Genomic DNA, 20316 nt, shown 5'->3' with positions numbered 1-20316 from the left:
ACATGAACGGCGACCGTCGTCCGACCCTTGAGGCGGTCGCGGCCCTGGCCGGAGTCGGGCGCGGCACGGTCTCCCGGGTGATCAACGGTTCGCCGAAGGTGAGTGAGAGGGCTCGCGACGCGGTACAGCAGGCGATCAGGGAGCTGGGCTACGTCCCGAACCGGGCCGCCCGCACTCTGGTCACCCGGCGCACGGACACCGTCGCGCTGGTCGTCTCCGAGTCGGAGCTGCGGGTCTTCGACGAGCCCTACTTCGCCGGAACCATCCGCGGCATCGGCTCGGCGCTGTCGGAGACGGGTCTGCAGCTGATCCTGGCGATGGCCCAGTCCAGGCAGGACCACGATCGTCTTGAGCACTACCTGACGGGCCAGCACGTCGACGGGGTGCTGCTGATCTCACTGCACGGGGCCGACCCGCTGCCCGGAAGGCTGGAGGAGATGGGCGTGCCGACCGTCATCGGCGGCAAGCCCGTCGGGCTCGACCCCTACTGTTACGTCGACGTGGACAACAGGGCAGGGGCCAGGCAGGCGGTGAAGTACCTCCTGGGCAGGGGCCGCAGGCGGATCGCCACCATCGCGGGCCCGCAGGACATGGGGGTCGGCGTCGACCGGCTCGCGGGCTACCGCGACGCGCTGAGCGCCACGGGCGTGCCGGAGATCGTGGCCTACGGCGACTTCAGCGAGGACAGCGGCGCGCGGGCCATGTGCGGGCTCCTGGCCGAGCATCCGGACCTGGACGCGGTCTTCACCGCCTCCGACCCGATGGCGCTGGGCGCGCTGCGGGTGCTGCGGCACGAGGGCAAAGACGTCCCCGGCGACGTGGCGGTGATCGGGTTCGACGACTCCCCCGCCGGGGCCCACTCCTCTCCCCCGCTGACCACCGTGCACCAGCCGACCGAGGAGATGGGCCGTCAGATGGCCCATCTCCTGGTCTCCCGCATCAACGGTGAGCACCTGGAGCAGCCGGTTGTGATCCTCGACACGCATCTGGTCGAGCGGGCCTCCGCCTGAGCGGCGCGCCCCTTCCCCGGTGAAAGGACAGTTGTGCCCCGGCAGTTCATCCTTCGTGACGGCGACATGTACGCCGAGGTCAGTCAGTTCGCGGCGGCCGTGCGCGTGCTCAGGCACGACGGGCGCGACCTGGTGGCGGACTGGCCGCCGGAGGGGCCCGTCCCCTTCTACAGCGGCACCCTGCTGGCCCCGTGGCCCAACCGGATCGGCGGGGCGCGCTACACCTTCGGCGGCGTGACCCACCGCCTCGTCGCGAACGAGGGGTCCAGGGGCAACGCCCTGCACGGGCTGGTCGCCGACGTCAGGTGGTCACCGGTCGAGATCGGCCCCTCCCACGTACGGCTGGCGCATGCCGTGACCCCGGTGCCCGGCTACCCGTTCACCCTGGCCCTGCGGGTGCTCCACCATCTGACCCCCGGCGGCCTGACCACCACGCTGACCGCCGAGAACACCGGCGAGCGCGCCGCGCCGTACGGCTGCGCGCCGCATCCCTGGCTGCTGGCGGGCGAGGACGCCGGGGAGTACGAGCTGCTGCTGCCCGCGGACAGGGTGCTGCTGCCCGACGAGCGGATGCTGCCCGCCTTTCTTGAGGACGTCTCCGGCACGCCGTACGACTTCAGGGAGCCCAGACGGCTCGGGGGCACGGTCGTCGACCACGCCTTCACCGGCCTGAGGCCCGGGGCGGACGGCCTGGCCAGGGTGCGGGTACGGGGGCCGGAGGGCGGGGTCGAGGTGAGCTGGCGGGCCTCGGTCCTGCCGTGGGCGCAGGTGTGCGGCGGCACCGGGTCCGGCTATCGGGGGCTGGCGGTCGAGCCGATGACCTGCCCGCCGGACGCCTTCAACTCGGGTACCGACCTGATCGTGCTCCAGCCGGGCGAGACGGCCGAGACCTCCTGGACGATCTCCCCGCTCTGAGGCCGTTTCCCCGCCCTTGATCTGACGCGTGCCGTACCGGACTCCGGGGGACGGTTTCCTTGGCGACCCGGCTGTGCGAGAATTTCATTGGGTGATGAATTATGACTCGGAACACGTGTGTGATCGCGGGGGGCGGTCCCGCCGGGGCCGTACTCGCGCTGCTGCTGGCCAGAGCGGGCGTCCAGGTGACACTGCTGGAGAAACACTCCGACTTCCTGCGTGACTTCAGGGGCGACACCATCCACCCCTCGACGCTGCAGGTCCTGCACGAGATCGGCCTGGCCGAGGAGTTCCTGCGGCTGCCGCACCACAAGGCGTACGGCATGGCCATGCACACCGACGAGGGGACGGTGCCGGTCGCCGACCTGTCCAAACTGGGAGGTGAGTACCGCTACATCGCTTTCGTCCCACAGTGGGACTTCCTCAACCTGGTGACCACCGCCGCCGCGCGTTATCCCACCTTCCGCCTTCTCATGAACGCCGAGGTACACGGCGTGATCCGGGAGGGGAACGCGGTGCGCGGGGTCCGCTACCGCGACCCCGACGGCGAGCACGAGCTTCGGGCCACGCTGACCGTGGCCGCCGACGGCCGCCACTCCGACGTACGGCGCGCCGCCGGGCTCGTCCCGGTCGAACACGGCGCGCCGATGGACGTGGTGTGGTTCCGGCTGCCGCGCGAGGAGAACGACCCGGACGAGACGTTCCTGCGCCTGTCCTCGGGCCGGATCATGGTGGTGATCGACCGGGGAACCTACTGGCAGCTGGCCTACGCCATCCCCAAGGGCGGCTTCGAGAAGCTACGGGCGGCCGGCATCGAGACGCTGCGGGAGCAGGTGGCGGACCTGCTGCCGTTCCTGGCGGGCCGTACCGGGCCGCTGACCGGCTTCGACGACGTCAGCGTGCTCTCGGTCGCGCTCAACCGGCTGCGCCGCTGGCACCGGCCCGGCCTGCTCGTCATCGGGGACGCCGCGCACGCCATGTCGCCGGTCTTCGGCGTCGGCATCAACCTGGCCGTGCAGGACGCCGTCGCGACGGCCAACCTGCTGGCCGGGCCGCTGGCCTCCGGCGCGGAGATCCCCGAATCGCTGCTGGCCAAGATCCAGCGCCGCCGTACGGTGCCGACCGTGGTGACCCAGTTCGCCCAGCGGGTGGTGCAGGACCGGCTCATCCGGCCGACCCTGGACGGGCGGGGCGCTCCGGAGCGGCTGCCGCGCGACCTGTCCCGCCTTCCGGTGGTCGGCGCCCTGACCCGCCGGTTCATCGGCCTCGGTGTCCTTCCCGAACACGTCAAGAGTCCCTCCTGACCTCCTCCCCCGTCCGAAGGCGGGGGGGTTCCAACGGCAACCACCCCATGAGGAGGAGGTCGCGTCGAGGTCCGCGGTTCACCGGCCCACCCAACGGTGGGCCTCCCCGTGGGACACGGCATGCCCTACCGCGTGGCGAATGTTCCCGGTCGCGTTCGCATCGGCGTTGCCTGCGTGTCCGCGGGACCGGCACCGGAACTCGACGGGCCAGATTCCACACCTATCGGGCGTGCCCGCGATGCTCCGGCGACTCCCGCTCCTGGGCGGGCGTGGGCTGGAGCCGGTAGCGGGACACGCCCTCGAAACCACCGATCGCCACCGACAAAACCAGGAGACCGAAATGTCCGACCATGCCATGTTTCCTCCCCGCCCTGAGGCACGGGGCATCCACGCTGTAGGCGCCTGGTGACAAAGAGGTTCTCAATCTGTGGACGTTGAGGTGGGTTCGCCCACGAGGTTGCAATAGCCTGGTATGTCGTGAGCAACTACCTCGATTCCTGGCGGGAGCTTCCCGCGGCGCAGCAGCCCGAGTGGCCCGACCGCGGCGAGCTGGACAAGGTCGTCGCCGAACTCTCCGCGCTTCCCCCGCTCGTCTTCGCGGGGGAATGCGACAACCTCAAGGCCGAACTCGCGGCGGTGACGCGAGGTGAGGCCTTCGTGCTGCAGGGTGGTGACTGCGCCGAGACCTTCGCCGGAGCCACCGCCGACACCGTCCGCAACAAGCTGAAGACGCTGCTGCAGATGGCGATCGTGCTCACCTACGCGGGGAGGGTCCCCGTGGTGAAGATCGGCCGGATAGCGGGGCAGTTCGCCAAGCCCCGCTCGAAGGGAACCGAGGTACGCGGCGGCGTCGAGCTGCCCGCCTACCGGGGCGACATGGTCAACGGTCTCGACTTCACCCCTGAGTCCCGTCTGCCGGACCCGGGACGGCTGCTGCGCGCCTACCACTCCTCCGCGGTGACGCTGAACCTGATCCGCGCCTTCACCAAGGGCGGTTACGCCGACCTGCGGCAGGTGCACGCCTGGAACCAGGATTTCGTCAGCGAGTCCCCCGCGGGCAAGCGCTACGAGCGGCTGGCCGGGGAGATCGACCAGGCGCTGGCGTTCATGCACGCCTGCGGGGCCGACCCGGCGGAGTTCCACGGCGTGGAGTTCTACTCCTCGCACGAGGCGCTCATCCTCGACTACGACAGGGCGCTGACCAGGATCGACTCCAGGACCGGCCAGCCGTACGACGTGTCGGCGCACATGGTCTGGATCGGCGAGCGCACCCGCCAGCTCGACAGCGCGCACGTGGAGTTCTTCTCCCGCATCCGCAACCCGATCGGCGTGAAGCTGGGCCCGACCACGACGGCCGAGGAGGCCCTGGCGCTGGTCGAGAAGCTGAACCCCGACAACGAGCCCGGCCGCCTGACCTTCATCACCAGGATGGGCGCCTCCAAGATCCGCGAGCACCTGCCCGCGCTGGTGGAGAAGGTCACCGCGAACGGCGCCCAGGTCGCCTGGATCTGCGACCCGATGCACGGCAACACCTTCGAGGCCCCCAGCGGCCACAAGACCCGGAGCCTGGACGACGTGCTGAACGAGGTCGCGGGCTTCTTCGAGGTGCACCGGGACCTCGGCACCCACCCGGGCGGCATCCACATCGAGTTCACCGGCGACGACGTCACCGAGTGTGTGGGCGGCGCCGACGAGGTCGCGGAGGGCGATCTGGCGCTGCGCTACGAGACGGCCTGCGACCCCCGCCTCAACCGGAGCCAGTCGCTCGACATGGCCTTCCGGGTCGCGGAGCTCTACCGCTCCTCCTGAGCTCTGAGCTGCGGTCCGCCGTGAACGGCACCGCGAGACACACGAGGGTCCCACGCCTGTGGTGCGGGACCCTTCGTCGTTTCGGGCTCAGTCCTTCTGCGCGCGAAGCTCGTTGGCCAGCTCGGCGCGGATCGCGTCCATGTCGAGCGCCCGGACCTGACCGATGAGGTCCTCAAGGGCGGGCGCGGGCAGCACCCCGGGCTGAGCGAAGACGACAATGCCGTCACGGATGGCCATGACCGTGGGGATCGAGGTGATTTCGAAGCCCTGCGCGAGCCCCTGCTCGGCCTCGGTGTCGATCTTCCCGAACTTGATGTCGCCGTGCTTCTCCGAGGACTTCTCGAAAATCGGCCCGAACGTGCGGCACGGCGCGCACCAGGACGCCCAGAAGTCCAGCAGGACGATCCCCTCGTCGGCGATTTCGTTGAAGTTCTTCTCGGTTACCTCAATGGTCGCCACCTGTGGCTCCTCTTGTCGTCACGTCTTGTATGGCTCGCATAACCACTTCCCTCCCCCGGACATTCCATCCCGACGCCCACCCCGGCGACGCCCGGACCGCCCCCGTTCAAGGGTGCCGATCCGAACGCCGCCGTACCGGATATGGGGGATTCCCCGCCTCATGTGTGAAGGGTTTCGGGTTGTGCTTCACCGGTGCCAAGTATGAGGCTTCTGCCCTTACGCCTTACCGGTGCCGTGTGAGAGGAGTGTCCGGTTCGGGCGCGCCGGCTCAAGGCGCCCGGACCCGCGACGCCGCAGGCGGAGCGAAGAATCACAACCTCAGCCCGACCACCAAAGGATCATGGTCCGACGACCGGAACGCGTCAGGCCGGTAGAGCTGAGGCGGGTTGTACTCGGTGTTGTAGTCGAGGATGCGGCTCTCGTCGGCGTTGACGTGCCAGATGGTCGTGCCGGTCACCTTCCTGAGCAGGTCCCGGCCCGCCAGGGCGTGGTCGAGTTCTCCGCTGCGGCCGTCGAAGAGGTAGCTGTAGCGCAGCGGCGCGGGGACGAACCGCTTGCTGAGACCGGTCAGCCCGCCCGCCTCCAGCGTGTCGATCGGGTCCTCCTCGCCGTAGGCGTTGAGGTCGCCGAGCACCAGCGCGTTGGGCAGCCTGAGGCTCTCGACGAGGGCCAGTGTCGCCTTGGCCTGGCGGACGCGTTCACCGTTGTAGCAGCCCTGGCCGTCGCCCAGGTCGGCGTCGGGACCGGTGGCGGCGGTGTCGCAGCCCTTCGACTTGAAGTGGTTGACGACCATCGTGAACGGCTGGCCGCCCCGGACCCGGCGGAAGGTCTGGATCAGCGGGGGGCGCCTGAAGACGGGGTCGGCCGAGGAGCGGGCCGGGCCGACGGGCTTGAGCCTGGCGGGCTTGTAGATCACCGCGACGTGGATCAGGTCGGTGCCCGGGTTGGGGTGGGTCAGCGCGGCGTAGGTGCCCGCGCCCACTTCGGCGTTGAGCGCGTCGACCAGTGCCTGGACGGCGGTCTGGCCGTTGTTCTGGACCTCCATGAGGCCGACCGCGTCGGCGTTCAGGCCCTTGAGCGTGGCGACCAGCTTGGTCAGCTGCCGCTGCTGTTCCTCGGTGGTGTTCGCACCGCGTGAACCCAGGGTGGTGAACCAGTTGAGGGTGTTGAGGCTGGCCACCCTGACGTTGCCGAACACCGGCGGCGGCGCGGGCAGGCGGGGGTTGGTCCGCAGGAAGGTGACCGGTTTGGTCGGCTGGAGGCGGTAGACGCCGAAGCCGTAGCCCAGGACGCCGGTGGCGCCGAGCGTGGTGTCCCCGAGGCGGACGACGCGCGGGTCGGTGTAGGGGATGGTCTGGGGGTTCTCCCTGGTCGAGCCGTCGTCGAGGAGCAGGCTGCGGCGCCGGTTCGCGGCCTCGTCCACGCCGGTCCTGTCGGTGGCCTGGAACAGGCGTCCTCCTGAGGAGAGGGTGAGTTCGCCGAAGCGGCCCAGGTTGTAGTGGTCGGTGACGGTCAGCGGCCCGGTGACGGTGACGAGCATGCTCTCGACGGGTTCGAGGGTCGAGCCCTCGGCGCGCGGCAGGCTCAGCCTGGCCGGGGCGACGGTGCCGGTGCCGCAGACGTCGACGGCGGTGACGGGTGAGAGCTCGGTCCAGCCGTTGTACTCCACGACCTTGCCGGTGACCAGCACCCGGTCGCCGGCCTTGACGTCCCTGAAGGTGTCGCGGGCGTAGGCGAACAGGCCTTCCGAGGTGGCGGGGTCGGCGTCGGGGACGGGGTCCTGCAGGAAGAACCCGCCGAGCTGGTCGGCCCGCTGGAAGTCGCCGGTCACCACGCCCTGGACGCGTACGGTCCGGCCCGCCAGCGGGCTGGTGTCCCCGCTGCCCTGTACCTGGGCGATCGGATGGGTCGCGGGCGTCTGGCACGGCTCCCCGGTCGGCGTGACCGTCGGTGTGACCGTGGGACTGACCGTGGGGGTGGGAGTCGGCGTGGGGGTGGGCTCCGGGGTTCCGCACGGCGCGGCGGCCGTGGTCCCGTTGCGCGGCGCGGGGGACGCGCTCACCAGGTCGGTGCCGTTGACGTCGGTGTCGGCGCAGCCGTGGTCCGCACGCAGGGCCGCGGTGGTCGTGGACAGGGCGGGGGCCGGGATGCCCTCGGCGTAGGTGGCGGTGCCGTACCCGACGAGATCGGCGATGAGGGCGCTCTGCTCGGGTGTGCAGGGGGTCGAGCCGCCGTTGCAGGCCAGTCCCTGCGCGGAGCGGACCAGGACGACCTTGCCCGAGGTCGCGCTCATGTTGGCCGTCCCGGTCGTGTCCGGGACGGGGAGCGGGGCGCCCGTGCCTCCCCCGGCGAGCTGGACCAGGTGGTAGCGGCCGGGTTCCAGCGTGCCGGACAGCGGCGCGACGGGGTTGGCGGCGAAGTTCCCCGTGCCGGTCGCGCTGCCGTACTGGACGGACCAGCCGTCCAGTGCGACCGGCGCGGAGCTCCGGTTGAACAGTTCGACGAAGTCGTTGGCGAGCGGTGCGCCGCTGTTGCCGCCCGCGCCGTAGACCTGGCTGATGACGACGGTTCCCGGTTCTGCCAGGGCGGGTGCCGGGGGGAGGGCGGTGACCGTGGCCGCGGCGGCGCCGAGGACGGCCAGAGCGGAGATGACTCGGGATAAGGCACGCATGAGGCGGAGCGTAGAACCGGTTTGATCTGCTGACACTTACTTAGAAATGGCCAGATGGTGAAATCAACGAATCTTGACACTAAGTGCTGACTAAAGGCATCAGTTATAGCTTGCTATGACGTAGATCTCGCGTAAGGCTTCGTCTGGGGTATCACTGTTTTATGAGAACTCTGGACGTGGGTTGGATGACCTGCGCCGCCTCCCCTGAGTGCGCGGGATCGGCCCGGCAGCCGTACGGGCGCTGCCTGGCCCATCTGGAGCATCACGAGCTCGACGAGGTCCTCCGTGGCCTCTCCCCCGGCTCCGCGATCGATCTGCGGGGCACCGTCATCGGCAAGGACCTGCTGGAACGAGTCCTCGCCCCGACCCGTGGGCGTCTCGGCAGGGCCAGGTTCGACCTGGCCGTCTTCCCCGAGGACGTCAGGTTCTGCGACGTCGTCTTCAGTGGGGACGTCTCCTTCGACCAGGCCCGCTTCCATCGCCTGGCCTCGTTCGTCGGCGCAAGATTCGCCGGAAATGTCTCTTTCAGGGAGGTCAAGTTCGTCAGGGAGGTCTCCCTGCACGACGTCCACGTCGCCGGGCACGCCGCTTTCGACCGGGTGTCCGCGGGCCGGGACGCCCTGTTCGGTTCGGCGAGGTTCGCACGGACCGTCTCCTTCGAGGGGGCCGAGTTCCACGATTTCGCCACCTTCGACGGCACCCTCTTCCAGGGGGACGTGACCTTCCGCGGCTGCCGGTTCGGCAGGGCGGTCTCCTTCAGGAGGACGGAGTTCGGCGGTCTGGCCGGGTTCGAGGCCACGCGGTTCTGGGCGGGCGGCTACCTGGCCCCCGTCTCGGTCGGCCGCCGTCTCACCCTCGCCGGGGCGTGGGCGGGCAACGGCCTCGACCTGACGGTCCGCGACTGCCCGGTCGACCTGCGGCGCATCCGGGTGACGGGCCGTCTGAGCGTGCGGCTGGACGGCGCGGTCGCCGACCTCGAAGAGGCGACGCTGCGTGGCCAGGCCACGGTCAGCGGGAACGGCACGGCCGCGGTGACCTCCGTGCGCGGGCTTGAGGCGGAGGCGCTCCAGCTGAGCGCCGTCGATCTCAGCACCTGCCGTTTCACCGGTATCCGCACCCCGGAACGGCTCAGGCTGACCGGTTGCGTGTTCGCCACGACCCCGCGCGGCGTGCGGATCACACCGCACTGGCCGCCGCTGCGCTGGTGGACCCTCCGGCGGACGCTGGCCGACGAGCACGCCTGGCGCGGCTGGTCGGACGAGGAGCAGGACGTGCCCGCTCCGCACCGCCTCGCCGTCCTGTACTCGCGGCTGCGCGCCGGGATCGACGACAAGGCGACCGCGGCCGACTTCGCCTTCGGCGCCATGGAGATGCGCCGTGCGACCAGCCGTTCCTCCGGCCGCTGGCTGTTGTCGCTGCACTGGGTCATCAGCGGGTACGGCCTGCGGATGGGACGGGTCGTCGGCTGGTTCGCCCTGCTGGCGGCGATCACCGTGGGCAGCCTGCTGATGGGTTCGGCCTCGCACTCGGCCCGCCGGGCGAGCGCGCCGAGAACGCCGAACCTCTCCATCCAGTTGTCGCCGTAACGGCCTGTCCGTTTTCCCGGAATCGGCGATTTCCCGGGCTCGGAGAAGGCGTCCGCGGGGGCGCGAGACGGTGGCTCCGGGTTGTGTCCGGGTTATCCCGGATGCGCCGACCCCACCTCCACCCCGACGATGTACGGTGATGACCGCACAGGGAGTACGGGGGTGGAGGTGGGCGTGGCCGGAGCCGGGGTGATCGACGACTACGTGGCCAGGCTCAGCCGTACGCTCAGCGGGCCGCGAGGACCGAAACTCGACATGGTCACCGAGGCCCGCGACAGCCTGCTCGACACCGCGGAGGCTCTGGAGCTCGACGGGCTCGGCAGGGCCGAGGCCGAGCGGGTCGCGGTCGAGGAGTTCGGCCCGGTGGAGGAGATCGCGCCGGGCTACCAGGAGGAGCTGTCGATCTCGGCGGGACGCAGGCTCGCGGCTCTGCTGTTCATCAGCGTGCCGCTGACCATCATGGCCTGGAGCCTGGTGTGGCGCTTCTCCTCCCAGGACCCGATCGCCTACGAGCGATGGCCCGCGTGGTTCATGCCGGTCTCCCGCGGCCTTGACTATCTGCAGCTGGCGGTCGCCCTGCTCGGCGGGGCCGGGTTGTTCGCGCTCGGCCGGGGCCTGCGCAGGATCAGGCGGCCCAGGCTCGTCACCCGGTCGCTGGGAGTGCTGGTGCTGATCGTGCTGCCGGTCACGGGCGCCCTCGGGTTGCTGCTGACCTACGGCGCGCAGCGCGACGACTTCTTCGACCACCCGCTGAACCTCGGCGTCGAGACGCTGAGCCTCGGGCTGTCGCTGCTGCAGCTGTACGGCGCGGCCCGCTGCCTGATGATCACCCGCAGGCGCCGCGCCCCGGTCCTCGGCCGGTCCTAGCGGCCCGGCCGCTCCCCGGTGCCGCCGGGGTCGAGCACACCGCCGATCACACCGGTGAACTCCCGCCAGGCCGCGCGCTCCCCCGCCAGGGCCCGGTGACCCGAGGAGGTCAGCCGGTAGGTGCGCCGCCTGCGCCCGCTGACCGTCGCCCACTCGCTGGCGAGGTATCCCGCCTGTTCGAGCCGTCGCAGCGCCGGATAGACCGTGCCGGTCGGCACGTTCAGTGAGCCGCCGCTGCGTGCCTGCAGGGCCTCGATGATCGCGTAACCGTGCAGAGGTTCCTCCTCGAGCACGGACAACAGCAGGGCGTCCATGTGCCCGCGAAGCGTGTCGGCGTTCACCTCGCGCCCTCCGCCCGCCCTACGGCGGCTCGATCGTTCACGCCCTCACCCTACCCTTCCTCAGACAGGCTACATGTAGCCGTTCTACATGTAGAGTGTCTATAGGTAGACAGACACAACAACGGAGGTGAGCCGTGGGCGTGCTCGACCTGGCGCGGACACAGTTCGCGGTGACGGGGAGCATCCACTTCCTGTTCGTCGTGCTGACGCTGGGCCTGGCCCCGATCATCGCGATCATGCACACCCGGCACGCCGTGACCGGCAGGCCCGAGCACGAGCGCGCCACCCGCTTCTGGGGTCAGATCTACGTGACCAACTACGCGCTCGGCGTCTTCACCGGCCTGGTGATGGAGTTCCAGTTCGGGCTGAGCTGGAGTGGCCTGTCCGAGTACGCGGGAGACGTCTTCGGCGCCCCCCTGGCGATCGAGACGCTCGGCGCCTTCTTCCTCGAGTCCACCTTCCTCGGCCTGTGGATCTTCGGCTGGAACAGGCTGAACCGTTGGGCGCACCTGGCGTGCATCTGGATGGTGACGCTGACCGCCTACGTCTCCGCCTTCTGGATCATGGTCGCGAACTCGTTCCTGCAGAACCCGGTGGGGGCCGTCGAGCGCGGCGGCCGTCTGGTGCTGACCGACTTCGGCGCGCTGCTGAGCAACCCGGCGCTGGTCAACTCGCTCCCCCACGTGATCGGCGCCGGTCTGTGGGCCGCGGGCTCCGTGGTCATGGGGGCCTCCGCCTACCAGCTGTTCCGCCGGACCCCTGAGCGGGAGTTCTTCACCTCCGCCCTCCGCACGGGCCTGCTCGTCTCCTTCTGCGGGTCGCTGGTCACGGTCGCCTTCGGCTACGCCCAGTTCGGCGCGATCGGCCTCTACCAGCCGGACAAGTTCCGCGTCCCGCTGGCCGGGATCGCCCTGGCGGCCATGATGGGGATCGGGCAGCTGGCGCAGTTCCTCCTGCTCCTGCTGGCGCCCCTGACCTACTGGCTGCCGCGCTGGCGCTGGGCGCAGCCGCTGCTGGTGATCCTCACCCCGGCGCCGTTCCTGGCCGCGATCTGCGGCTGGCTGACCCGTGAGGTCGGCCGCCAGCCGTGGCTGATCAACGGCAGGCTCACCGTCGCCGACGCCATGTCCCACGGCCTCACCCCGGGCATGGTCACCGTCTCCCTCGTCGGGTTCACCGGGGTACTCGGCCTGCTGGCCGTCACCGACTACCTCCTGATCGCCAGAACCGTACGGCGCGGCCCCGGCACCGTCGCCCTCGGCGCGGACGACGAACCCGCCCCCGCCGTTCTCGAGCCCGCGCTCAGCCACTAGACATCCCGCCACGGAAGGTGAGGAACCCATGGACGTCCTCTGGCTGGGCGTGCTCGCCCTGCTGCTGATCGGCTACTTCGCCCTGGAGGGGTTCGACATCGGCCTCGGCATGCTGCTGCCCGTGCTCGGCCGTACCCAGCGGGACCGTGACACGATCGTCTCGGCCATGGCCCCGTTCGTCCTGGCCAACGAGGTGTGGCTGGTCGCCGTCGCGGGCGTGCTCTTCGGCGCCTTCCCCGAGGTCGAGGGACGGGTGCTGTACGGCCTCTACCCGCTGGTCGTCGCCCTGCTGATCTCGTGGATCCTGCGCGACGCGGGGCTGTGGTTCCGCCGCCGCCTCGACGGGGCCGGCTGGCGGGCCGCCTGGGACTGGGCCGTCTGCGCCGGATCGTACGGCCTGGCGCTGAGCTGGGGAATGATCCTGGCCTCCGTCGCCCAGGGCCTGCCGGAGTCGCCCTCCCCGCTCGCCGGGATCGCCTGCGTCGCCGTCGTCGCCGGGGCGTTCGCCTTCCACGGCTGGACCTTCGCCTCCTGGGCGCTGCCGGGACGGGTGACCGGGAGGAGTCGTGACGGCGTGGCGCTGCTGGTCTCGGCGTGCGCCGCCGCCCTGCCCGCCGCGGTGCCGCTGGCCGTACTGGCGCCGTGGTTGCTCGAACACGCCGCGCCCGAGGGCACACTGGGTGTGCTCAGTCTCATAATCGTGCCTTTGACGCCGGTCATGGCGGGTGCGCAAGTATGGACATGGCGCACGTTCGGTCCCAAGCGTGCGGCCGGTCGGTTGCCGTCGTTCTTCTAGGGTTCACATGCACAAGGATCTCCTTCGGCTGGTCCGCGGCGAGCGGGCGGTCCGCCGCCACCTGGCGGTCTGCCTGGCCGCCGCGGTCGTGGCCGGGCTGCTCGTGCTGGTCCAGGCGGAGGTGCTGTCCGGGGTGCTCTCCGGCCGCTTCGCCCCCGCCGCGCTGACCGTGCTCGCGCTCGTCGTCGGCGCCCGCGCCCTGCTCGGCCTGGTGCAGGGGGTGGCCGCGGGGCACACGAGCACCGGCGTGAAGACGGCGCTGCGCCACCGGCTGCTGTCGCGGCTGCGGGAGCTCGGCCCCGCCGGTCTCGCCTCGCGCCGCTCGGGCGAGCTGGTCACGCTGGCCGGTCGCGGCCTGGACGCCCTCGACCCCTACCTGTCCGGTTACCTGCCCGCGGCGGCGGTCGCGGCCGTCGTGCCGGTCGCCGTGCTGGTACGGCTGTTCGCGGCCGACCTGACCAGCGCGGTGATCGTACTCGTCACGCTGCCCCTCATCCCGCTGTTCGGCGCGCTGGTGGGGATGCGCACCAAGGAGGTCACCGAACGGCAGTGGCGGGCGCTGGCCCATCTCGGCGGGCACTTCCTCGACGTGGTCAGGGGGCTGCCCACGCTGCGCGCCTTCGGCAGGGCCCGCTACCAGGCCGAGGTGATCGGCCGGGTGGCCCAGGAGCACCGGGAGGCCACGATGCGCACCCTGCGGGTGGCCTTCCTGTCGTCGCTGGTGCTCGAACTGGCCGCGTCGCTCTCCCTGGCGCTGGTCGCCGTCCCGGTCGGGCTGCGGCTGCTGTCCGGGTCGATGGAGCTGCCCACGGCGCTGCTGGTGCTGCTGCTCGCCCCGGAGGCGTACCTGCCGCTGCGCACCATGGGCAACAGGTTCCACGCCGCGATGGAGGGGGTCGCCGCCGCCGACGAGGCGTTCGCCGTCCTGGACGGCCAGGCGTCCGCCCCCGCCGTACGGGACACCCCGGCCGGGACGGCGGGCCGGGCCGGGTGCGGCGCGCCGGAGATCCGCCTGGAGAACGTCACCGTGCGCTACCCGGGCCGGCAGGAGGCGGCGCTGGAGAACGTCTCGCTGACGATCGCGCCGGGCGAGCGGGTCGCGCTGGTCGGCGAGAGCGGGGCGGGCAAGAGCACCCTGCTGCACCTGCTGCTCGGCTTCGTCGTCCCGGACAGCGGGCGCGTCCTGATCGACGGCGTGGCCCTCACCGCCGACGACGCCTGGCGGGAACGGCTGGCGTTCGTGCCGCAGCGCCCCCACCTGTTCGCCGTCTCGGTCGCCGACAACGTCCGCCTCGGCTTCCCCGGCGCCACGATCGAGGAGGTACGGCGGGCGGCCGGGGCCGCGCACGCCGACGAGTTCGTGACGGCGCTGCCCGAGGGCTACGAGACGGTGCTCGGCGAACGCGGCGCGAACCTGTCCGCCGGGCAGCGGCAGCGGGTCGCGCTCGCCCGCGCCTTCTGCCGTCCCGGCACCGACCTGCTGCTCCTCGACGAACCGACCGCGCGGCTCGACGGCCGCAGCGAGGCGGCGATCGTGGCCGCGACCGGTGAGCTGGCCGAGGGAAGAACCGCGGTGATCGTGGCGCACCGGCCCGCGATGATCGACCTGGCCGACCGGGTGATCCGGCTGGCCGAGGGGCGTGTGGTCTCCGCCGAACTGATCGGAGAGTCCCGATGACGGGCGTCAAGGACATGAAAGGCCGGACGGCCCTGGCGATCTCCTCGGGCGCGGCGGCCGAACTCGCCGGGCTCGGGCTGATCGGGTCCGCGGCCTGGCTGATCACCAGGGCCGCGGAGCATCCCCCGCTGGCCGCGCTGAGCGTGGCGATCGTCGGCGTCAGGGCCTTCGCGACCACCAAGGGCGTCTTCAGGTACGGCGAGCGCCTGGCCGGGCACGACGTCGCGCTGCGGGCACAGGCGGCGACCAGGCGGCGGCTCTACCGGGCGCTCATCCCGGCGGGGCCGCGTGACCGGCGGGGAGCCGACCTGCTCAGCCGGATGGTCGACGACACCGACGCGGCGCAGGACCTGCTGGTCCGCTGCCTGCTCCCCGCGGCGGCCGCTCTGGTGACCGGGGTCGCCGCGGTCGTGCTGGGGCTGTTCCTGCTGCCCGCCGCGGCGCTGGCGCTGCTGGCCGGGCTGCTGGTCGCCGGGGTGCTGATCCCGGCGGGTACGGCCGCCGCCGCCCGGCACCGGTCGGCGCGGATCGCGCCCGCGCGGGCGGAGCTGGCGGCCCGGGTCGCCGACCTGGTCCACGGTGCGGCCGACCTGGCCGCCTACGGGGCGGGAGGGCGCGCGCTGGCCGCCTGTGCCGAGGCCGACGCCCGCCTGGGCGCGCTGGAACGCCGCCAGGCCAGGGCCAACGCGGTCGCCGCCGCCCTCGGCACGCTCACGCAGGGCCTGACCGTGCTGGCGGTCGTCTGGATCGCCGGGGGCTCACAGGCGGGCCGGGTCGCCACGACGGTCCTCGCGCTGGTCTCGCTGGTCGCCTTCGAGCCGGTGCTGCCGATGGCCGCGGCGGCGGAGCGGCTGACCGGGGTGCTCGCCGCCCTGCGCCGGTTGCGGGAGGTCCGCGCGACCCCGCCCGCCGTCGCCGAGCCGGTGAGTCCCGCCCCCGTGCCCGAGGAGCCGCCGACCGTGGAGATCCGCGACCTCGTGGTCCGGCACGGCCCCGGTCTGCCCGTGGCGCTCGACGGCGTCAGCCTGACCCTCACCCCGGGCAGGCGGGTCGCCCTGGTCGGCCCGAGCGGCGCCGGCAAGAGCACCCTGCTTTCGGCCCTCATGCGGCTGGTGGAACCCGAGTCCGGCACGATCCTGCTGAACGGGACCGACCTCGGGAAGATGACCTCCGACGACGCCAGGCGGGTCATGACGGGACTGACCCAGGATCCCTACGTGTTCCGGACGACGCTGCGGGACAACCTGCGCCTGGCCGGGCCGGAGGCGGGTCAGGACGAGCTGGCCGAGGCCGTACGGCGGGCCAGGCTCGACCGGTGGGTCGAGCGGACCGGCTGGGACACCGTGCTCGGGGAGGACGGGCGGACGGTCTCCGGCGGCCAGCTCCAGCGGCTGGCGCTGGCCAGGGCGCTGCTGAACGACCCTCCTGTGCTGCTGCTGGACGAGCCCGCCGAATCACTGGACGAGGCCACCGCGGACGCGCTCATGGCCGACCTGCTCGACGCCACGCGGGGCCGTACGACACTGCTGGTCACCCATCGGCTGCGAGGGCTCGAAGGGGTCGACGAGATCGTCGTGCTGGAGAACGGGGCGGTCGCGCAGCGGGGCACCCACGAGGAGCTGGTCGGGGCGCCCGGCTACTACCGTGACCTGTGGCGCTCCGAGGCGCTGACCGCCGGGCACTGACCCGTCTTCCCCGGCCGGTGCGTCGACCGGCCCCCGTCCGAGTCCTCGTTCGGGTTCTCGTCCGGGACATGAGGCCGGGCGCGGTCCGGATTTTCCGATCAGGAGCACAGGGGCTCCCGGGAGGCCGCCGGGGCGGGCGGGAGACGGATGCGCCGCCGGGGTCCGCAGCGTCCCCGGCGGCGCATCGGCCCTGGCGAGACTACTGCCCGGTCTTCTCGACGAGAGTCGCGGTGGCGGTCTGGGGCCTGCCGTCGCGGAGGTAGGTGATGGTCACCTTGTCCCCCGGCTTGAGCCCCCTGATCGCGCCGACCACCGTCGAGCCGTCGTCGACCGGCGTCTCGTTGATCTTGGTGATCAGGTCACCCTGCCTGATTCCGGCCTGGGCGGCCGGGCTGCCGGCGGTGACCTGGTTGACCAGCGCCCCGGCCACGTCGCCGGTCGCGTCGGCGAGGCTGACGCCCAGGAAGGCGTGACTGACCTTGCCGGTGTCGATGAGCTGCTTGGCGACCTGCTTGGCGGTGTTGATGGGGATGGCGAAGCCGACACCGATGTTGCCCTCGCCGCCGTTGGTGGCGATGGCGCTGTTGATGCCGATCACCTCTCCGGCCGCGTTGACCAGGGCACCGCCCGAGTTGCCGGGGTTGATCGCCGCGTCGGTCTGGATGGCCCCGCCGATGGTCGTCGTTCCGCCGCCCTGCTGTTGCTGCTGCTCCATGCCGCCCCAGCCCGGCGGGAGCTGCTGCCGCTGCTCGCCGCCGACGGTCACCGTACGGTTCAGGGCGCTGACGATGCCCGCGGTGACCGAGCCGGACAGGCCCAGCGGGCTGCCGATGGCGAGCACCGAGTCGCCCACCCTGACCTTGTCGCTGTCACCGATCGTGGCCTTGGTCAGGTTGGAGACGTTCTCCGCCCGGATGACGGCGAGGTCGGTCGCCGGGTCGGTCCCGACGACCCTGGCGGAGGCGGTCTTGCCGTCGCTGAACTTGACGGTCATCGAGCCGTTCGTCCCCGCCTGACCACCCAGCGTGACCACGTGGTTGTTGGTCAGGATGAGGCCGTCGGCCGAGAGCAGCACGCCCGATCCGTCACCGCTGCCGTTGGCGCTCTTGACCTCGATGGAGACCACCGAGGGCTGGACCGCCTTGGCCACGTCGGCGACCGTGGCGAAGCTGCCGACCTGGCGCACCTCGGCCGAGGAGGGGACGGACGAGGCCGTGACCGTACCGGCCCCGGCGATCGAGGTCGCGATGAAGGCCCCCGCGACTCCACCTCCCACGGCCATCGCGGCCAGCGCCAGCCCGGCTCCCAGCTTCTGCCTGCCGGTGAGCGACCCCCGCTGGGCGGGGATCCGCAGGGACTCCGCCGCGTCCGGAACCGGATGGATCAGCGTCGGCTGCGGCCCGGTGTCCCGGCCCTCCGAGTAACCTCCGACACGCGGCGGCACCTTGCCGAACTGGCTCCATCCTTCGTTCTCGTGGGTCGCCTCGGCCGGGGTGCTTTCCTGCTCATTCTTGTTCGGGTCCATGTCTTCCCCCACGTCCTGCATCCGCTCGTGGACTGTCGGAGCGGCGACCGGCGGTTCCGGTACACCAGAACAATGCCTGACGGGGCGTAAGACCAGGTTAAGAGGATGATCGGAGCCCCCTCCCTTCTCTCACGCCCCCTTTATCCGCCGTGCTCAGAGGCCCTGTCGCTCCTCCAGAAGGGTCAGAAATCACTCGCGAATCGGCCGCGTATAGGTGACTACCCGAATAATCACTTCCCCAAGGCTTAACCCCTTTTTGTTGTCTTTCGCTCTGGCGAGGAGGTCTCGATGACCGAGAACGTGATCGAATTCGACCCGAACCGACGCCCTCGCCGGTCGCGGCGCACCACCGCGTCAGCCCCCGTCGGGACGGATCTGGAAGGGCTGATCGACTCCTGGAAGCGCGCCCTGGAAGCCAGCAACAAGGCCCCGTACACGATCTACCTGTACACACGATCCGTGACGGCCTTCTACGCCTACCTCCGCGCGAACGACCACCCTCATGACGCTGAGGGAGTGACCGCCGACCACGTGCGCCGTTTCCTGGCGGCGGAGCAGGCCCGGACCAGCGCCCACACCTCCGCAGCGCACCACTCCTACCTCGGGGTGTTCTTCAGGTGGCTCATTGCCGAGGAGGAGCGCAGTACCTTCTCGCCTGTGCTGCGTGCGGATCGGCCGCATGTGCCGAAGAAGGCCCGCAAGTATCTGAGCGACCAGGAGATCGCGGCGCTGCTGGCTGCATGCAAAGGTGCCGGTTTTGCGGAGCGCCGTGACACAGCCATGATCATGGTCCTGATCGACAACGGCGTGCGGGCGTCCGGCCTCGCGGGGATCCAGCTCGAAAACGTGGACCTACCGGGACGGCGGATCCTGATCGTGCTGAAGGGCGGGGACGAGCACTGGATCCCGATAGGCGCCAAGACGGTGGTGGCTCTGGATCGATATCTCAGGGTCCGGGCCAAGCACGGGTGGGCGTCGTCCCCCAATCTCTGGTTGGGGGTGCGCAGCAAGACGATGGGGAAGATGACGCGCGCCGGTGTGGCTCTGATGTTGAGCCGCCGCGGCGAGGAGGCCGGGGTGGCGGGGGTGCACCCGCATCGTTTTCGGGGGACGGCGGCGCATCTTCTGCTGGAGGCGGGGGCTGATCCGGACTCCGTGCGGCGGATTCTCGGCTGGAAGTCCTACGACATGTTGAAGCACTACACGGAGGAGCTCGCGGATGAGCGGGCGCGGGCGACGCACACGAGGCTGTCGCCTGGCGATCGGTTCTGAGAGGGGTTCCGCGGGGTCCTGGCCTGCCTGGGCAGCGTCACAGGGGGCTGGGGTCCGGCGGGGTGGCCGCGCTCACAGGTGATGCTGTGAGCGTGGCTGGCGGGGGCGCGGTGTCGGTCGCGCGGGCGCCGCCGGGGTCAAGCGGCGTTGCGTTCGCCGTCCTCGTATCCGTCGCGGTAGCCGACTCGGTACTGCAGGCGCGGGTGGCGCAGGATCCAGGCGAGGGTGATGGTGGCGCTGGCAGCGAGCAGCAGGTGATGGAGAGAGATCGGCAGGGAGTGGCCGGGTATGAGGGCGTCCAGCGCCACGTAGGCGACGCTGAGGGCCCATAGGGCGATGGTGACCAGTGCGAGGAGCATGGAGCCTCCTGAGGGGGGACTGCTGACAGCACATGGCCGGGCGGCGTTAGGGCCTGCACGACGCTGTGCTTACGGCAGTCCTATATAACACTGCACCAGAAGAAAAATCCGCCTCCTGAGTGACAAAAATCCCTGCCCAAGTGGCAGTTTTTCCCGTCTCCCCTGGTCACGCTAGGGACAGCGCATCGAAAATTTTTTCGATGATCGCCCGTTTCGGGCGGCACATTCGCGGGTCAGCCGAGCTCGTCGCGCAGGATCTTCGCAATCCGGGAGAGGTTCCGCTCATAGTCCTCGCGAGCGCGCTCGTACCGTTCCCGCTCCTCTTCTCGCCACCGCGAGAGTTCCTGCCGACGCTCCTCAGGCAGGCGGGCGAGCAGCTCGTCGAGGGTGCCGTCGGTTGCGGCCTCCCCCACGGCGGCCGCCTCCGGGTCGAGACCCGCCAGGGCGAAAGCCTCGTCGCGCGGGATGCCCAGGGTGTCGGCGAGCGCGACCACTGTGGCCGGCCGGGGACGTCGGCGCTGGGTCGCCAGGTTGTTGATCGTGCTTCGGGCTACGCCCGATCGGCGATGTAGGTCTGTGGCTGTCCAGGTGCGGGCGATGCGCTCCGTCTCGATGCGTTTCCAGAAGGGCAGACCTGGTGGACCAGTTTCGTGCTCCATGAAGCATGTTGTAGCACGGTGGAGCGTATTGAGCATCGGATCATGACGTAAATCACGGGAAACTCTT

18 protein-coding genes are annotated in these 20316 nt (G+C 70.9%); 11 read left to right on the top strand and 7 right to left on the bottom strand.

All coding sequences use genetic code 11. From position 1 onward, the window contains the following. The first annotated feature begins 2 nt into the window (after positions 1–2). The 3 genes from ACFYY8_RS06545 to ACFYY8_RS06535 all read left to right on the top strand — a co-directional run bounded on the left by ACFYY8_RS06545 (position 3) and on the right by ACFYY8_RS06535 (position 3229). On the top strand, positions 3–1010 hold the full coding sequence (locus ACFYY8_RS06545; RefSeq protein WP_390037818.1) for a LacI family DNA-binding transcriptional regulator: 1008 nt from the start codon (positions 3–5) through the stop codon (positions 1008–1010). A 33-nt stretch (positions 1011–1043) separates the two neighbouring features. Next, a complete protein-coding gene (locus tag ACFYY8_RS06540) occupies positions 1044–1925 on the top strand; it encodes an aldose 1-epimerase family protein (protein ID WP_390037816.1) in 882 nt (293 codons plus the stop codon). 101 nt (positions 1926–2026) lie between these two features. Next, on the top strand, positions 2027–3229 hold the full coding sequence (locus tag ACFYY8_RS06535) for an FAD-dependent oxidoreductase (protein WP_390037814.1): 1203 nt from the start codon (positions 2027–2029) through the stop codon (positions 3227–3229). 220 nt (positions 3230–3449) lie between these two features. Here the strand turns inward: ACFYY8_RS06535 and ACFYY8_RS06530 are convergent, their stop codons facing one another. After that, a complete protein-coding gene (locus ACFYY8_RS06530; RefSeq protein ID WP_390037812.1) occupies positions 3450–3581 on the bottom strand; it encodes a hypothetical protein in 132 nt (43 codons plus the stop codon). A 125-nt stretch (positions 3582–3706) separates the two neighbouring features. On the opposite strand from ACFYY8_RS06530, the gene ACFYY8_RS06525 reads away from it, so the two are divergent. Beyond that, positions 3707–5038, top strand: a complete 1332-nt coding sequence (locus tag ACFYY8_RS06525) for a class II 3-deoxy-7-phosphoheptulonate synthase (protein WP_352009323.1) — start codon at positions 3707–3709, stop codon at positions 5036–5038. A gap of 87 nt (positions 5039–5125) precedes the next feature. Here ACFYY8_RS06525 and ACFYY8_RS06520 read toward each other — a convergent pair whose 3' ends face one another. Together ACFYY8_RS06520 and ACFYY8_RS06515 are read right to left on the bottom strand one after the other, a co-directional pair. Beyond that, positions 5126–5497 carry a thioredoxin domain-containing protein gene (locus tag ACFYY8_RS06520; RefSeq protein ID WP_352009322.1) on the bottom strand — a complete coding sequence of 124 codons (372 nt, stop codon included), beginning with the start codon at positions 5495–5497 and terminating at the stop codon, positions 5126–5128. Between the two features lie 310 nt (positions 5498–5807). Continuing rightward, positions 5808–8168, bottom strand: coding sequence for an ExeM/NucH family extracellular endonuclease (locus ACFYY8_RS06515; protein ID WP_390037809.1), 2361 nt, complete (start codon positions 8166–8168; stop codon positions 5808–5810). A gap of 161 nt (positions 8169–8329) precedes the next feature. On the opposite strand from ACFYY8_RS06515, the gene ACFYY8_RS06510 reads away from it, so the two are divergent. Next, positions 8330–9754 (top strand): pentapeptide repeat-containing protein, encoded by a 1425-nt coding sequence (locus ACFYY8_RS06510; protein WP_390037807.1) that lies wholly within the window; start codon positions 8330–8332, stop codon positions 9752–9754. A gap of 162 nt (positions 9755–9916) precedes the next feature. Beyond that, a complete protein-coding gene (locus ACFYY8_RS06505; RefSeq protein ID WP_390037805.1) occupies positions 9917–10621 on the top strand; it encodes a permease prefix domain 1-containing protein in 705 nt (234 codons plus the stop codon). On the opposite strand, the gene ACFYY8_RS06500 is transcribed toward ACFYY8_RS06505, so the two are convergent. Beyond that, positions 10618–10962 (bottom strand): PadR family transcriptional regulator, encoded by a 345-nt coding sequence (locus tag ACFYY8_RS06500; RefSeq protein WP_390037803.1) that lies wholly within the window; start codon positions 10960–10962, stop codon positions 10618–10620. The two genes, ACFYY8_RS06505 and ACFYY8_RS06500, sit on opposite strands and share 4 nt — an antisense overlap. A 134-nt stretch (positions 10963–11096) precedes the next feature. On the opposite strand from ACFYY8_RS06500, the gene ACFYY8_RS06495 reads away from it, so the two are divergent. The 4 genes from ACFYY8_RS06495 to cydC are packed head-to-tail and all read left to right on the top strand — an operon-like array spanning position 11097 to position 16434. After that, positions 11097–12275 (top strand): cytochrome ubiquinol oxidase subunit I, encoded by a 1179-nt coding sequence (locus tag ACFYY8_RS06495; protein ID WP_390037801.1) that lies wholly within the window; start codon positions 11097–11099, stop codon positions 12273–12275. A 28-nt stretch (positions 12276–12303) separates the two neighbouring features. After that, positions 12304–13071, top strand: a complete 768-nt coding sequence (locus tag ACFYY8_RS06490) for a cytochrome d ubiquinol oxidase subunit II (protein ID WP_390037799.1) — start codon at positions 12304–12306, stop codon at positions 13069–13071. A 7-nt stretch (positions 13072–13078) separates the two neighbouring features. After that, complete coding sequence (cydD, locus tag ACFYY8_RS06485; protein WP_390037797.1) at positions 13079–14749, top strand: thiol reductant ABC exporter subunit CydD; 1671 nt, start codon at positions 13079–13081, stop codon at positions 14747–14749. Further along, positions 14746–16434 carry a thiol reductant ABC exporter subunit CydC gene (cydC, locus tag ACFYY8_RS06480; RefSeq protein WP_390037795.1) on the top strand — a complete coding sequence of 563 codons (1689 nt, stop codon included), beginning with the start codon at positions 14746–14748 and terminating at the stop codon, positions 16432–16434. The genes cydD and cydC overlap by 4 nt, the downstream gene beginning before the upstream one ends. Positions 16435–16633: 199 nt before the next feature. Here cydC and ACFYY8_RS06475 read toward each other — a convergent pair whose 3' ends face one another. Next, complete coding sequence (locus tag ACFYY8_RS06475; RefSeq protein ID WP_390037793.1) at positions 16634–17959, bottom strand: S1C family serine protease; 1326 nt, start codon at positions 17957–17959, stop codon at positions 16634–16636. Between the two features lie 288 nt (positions 17960–18247). On the opposite strand from ACFYY8_RS06475, the gene ACFYY8_RS06470 reads away from it, so the two are divergent. Next, positions 18248–19231 carry a tyrosine-type recombinase/integrase gene (locus ACFYY8_RS06470; RefSeq protein ID WP_390037791.1) on the top strand — a complete coding sequence of 328 codons (984 nt, stop codon included), beginning with the start codon at positions 18248–18250 and terminating at the stop codon, positions 19229–19231. 137 nt (positions 19232–19368) lie between these two features. Here the strand turns inward: ACFYY8_RS06470 and ACFYY8_RS06465 are convergent, their stop codons facing one another. Together ACFYY8_RS06465 and ACFYY8_RS06460 are read right to left on the bottom strand one after the other, a co-directional pair. Beyond that, positions 19369–19590, bottom strand: coding sequence for a hypothetical protein (locus ACFYY8_RS06465; protein ID WP_386189213.1), 222 nt, complete (start codon positions 19588–19590; stop codon positions 19369–19371). 233 nt (positions 19591–19823) lie between these two features. Then, on the bottom strand, positions 19824–20249 hold the full coding sequence (locus ACFYY8_RS06460) for a helix-turn-helix domain-containing protein (protein WP_390037789.1): 426 nt from the start codon (positions 20247–20249) through the stop codon (positions 19824–19826). Positions 20250–20316 lie beyond the last annotated feature (67 nt).

Source organism: Streptosporangium sp. NPDC001559 (assembly GCF_042893955.1).
Taxonomy (GTDB): domain Bacteria; phylum Actinomycetota; class Actinomycetes; order Streptosporangiales; family Streptosporangiaceae; genus Streptosporangium.
Note: the sequence above shows the minus strand (reverse complement) of the source record. Positions and strands in the feature narration are given on the sequence as shown.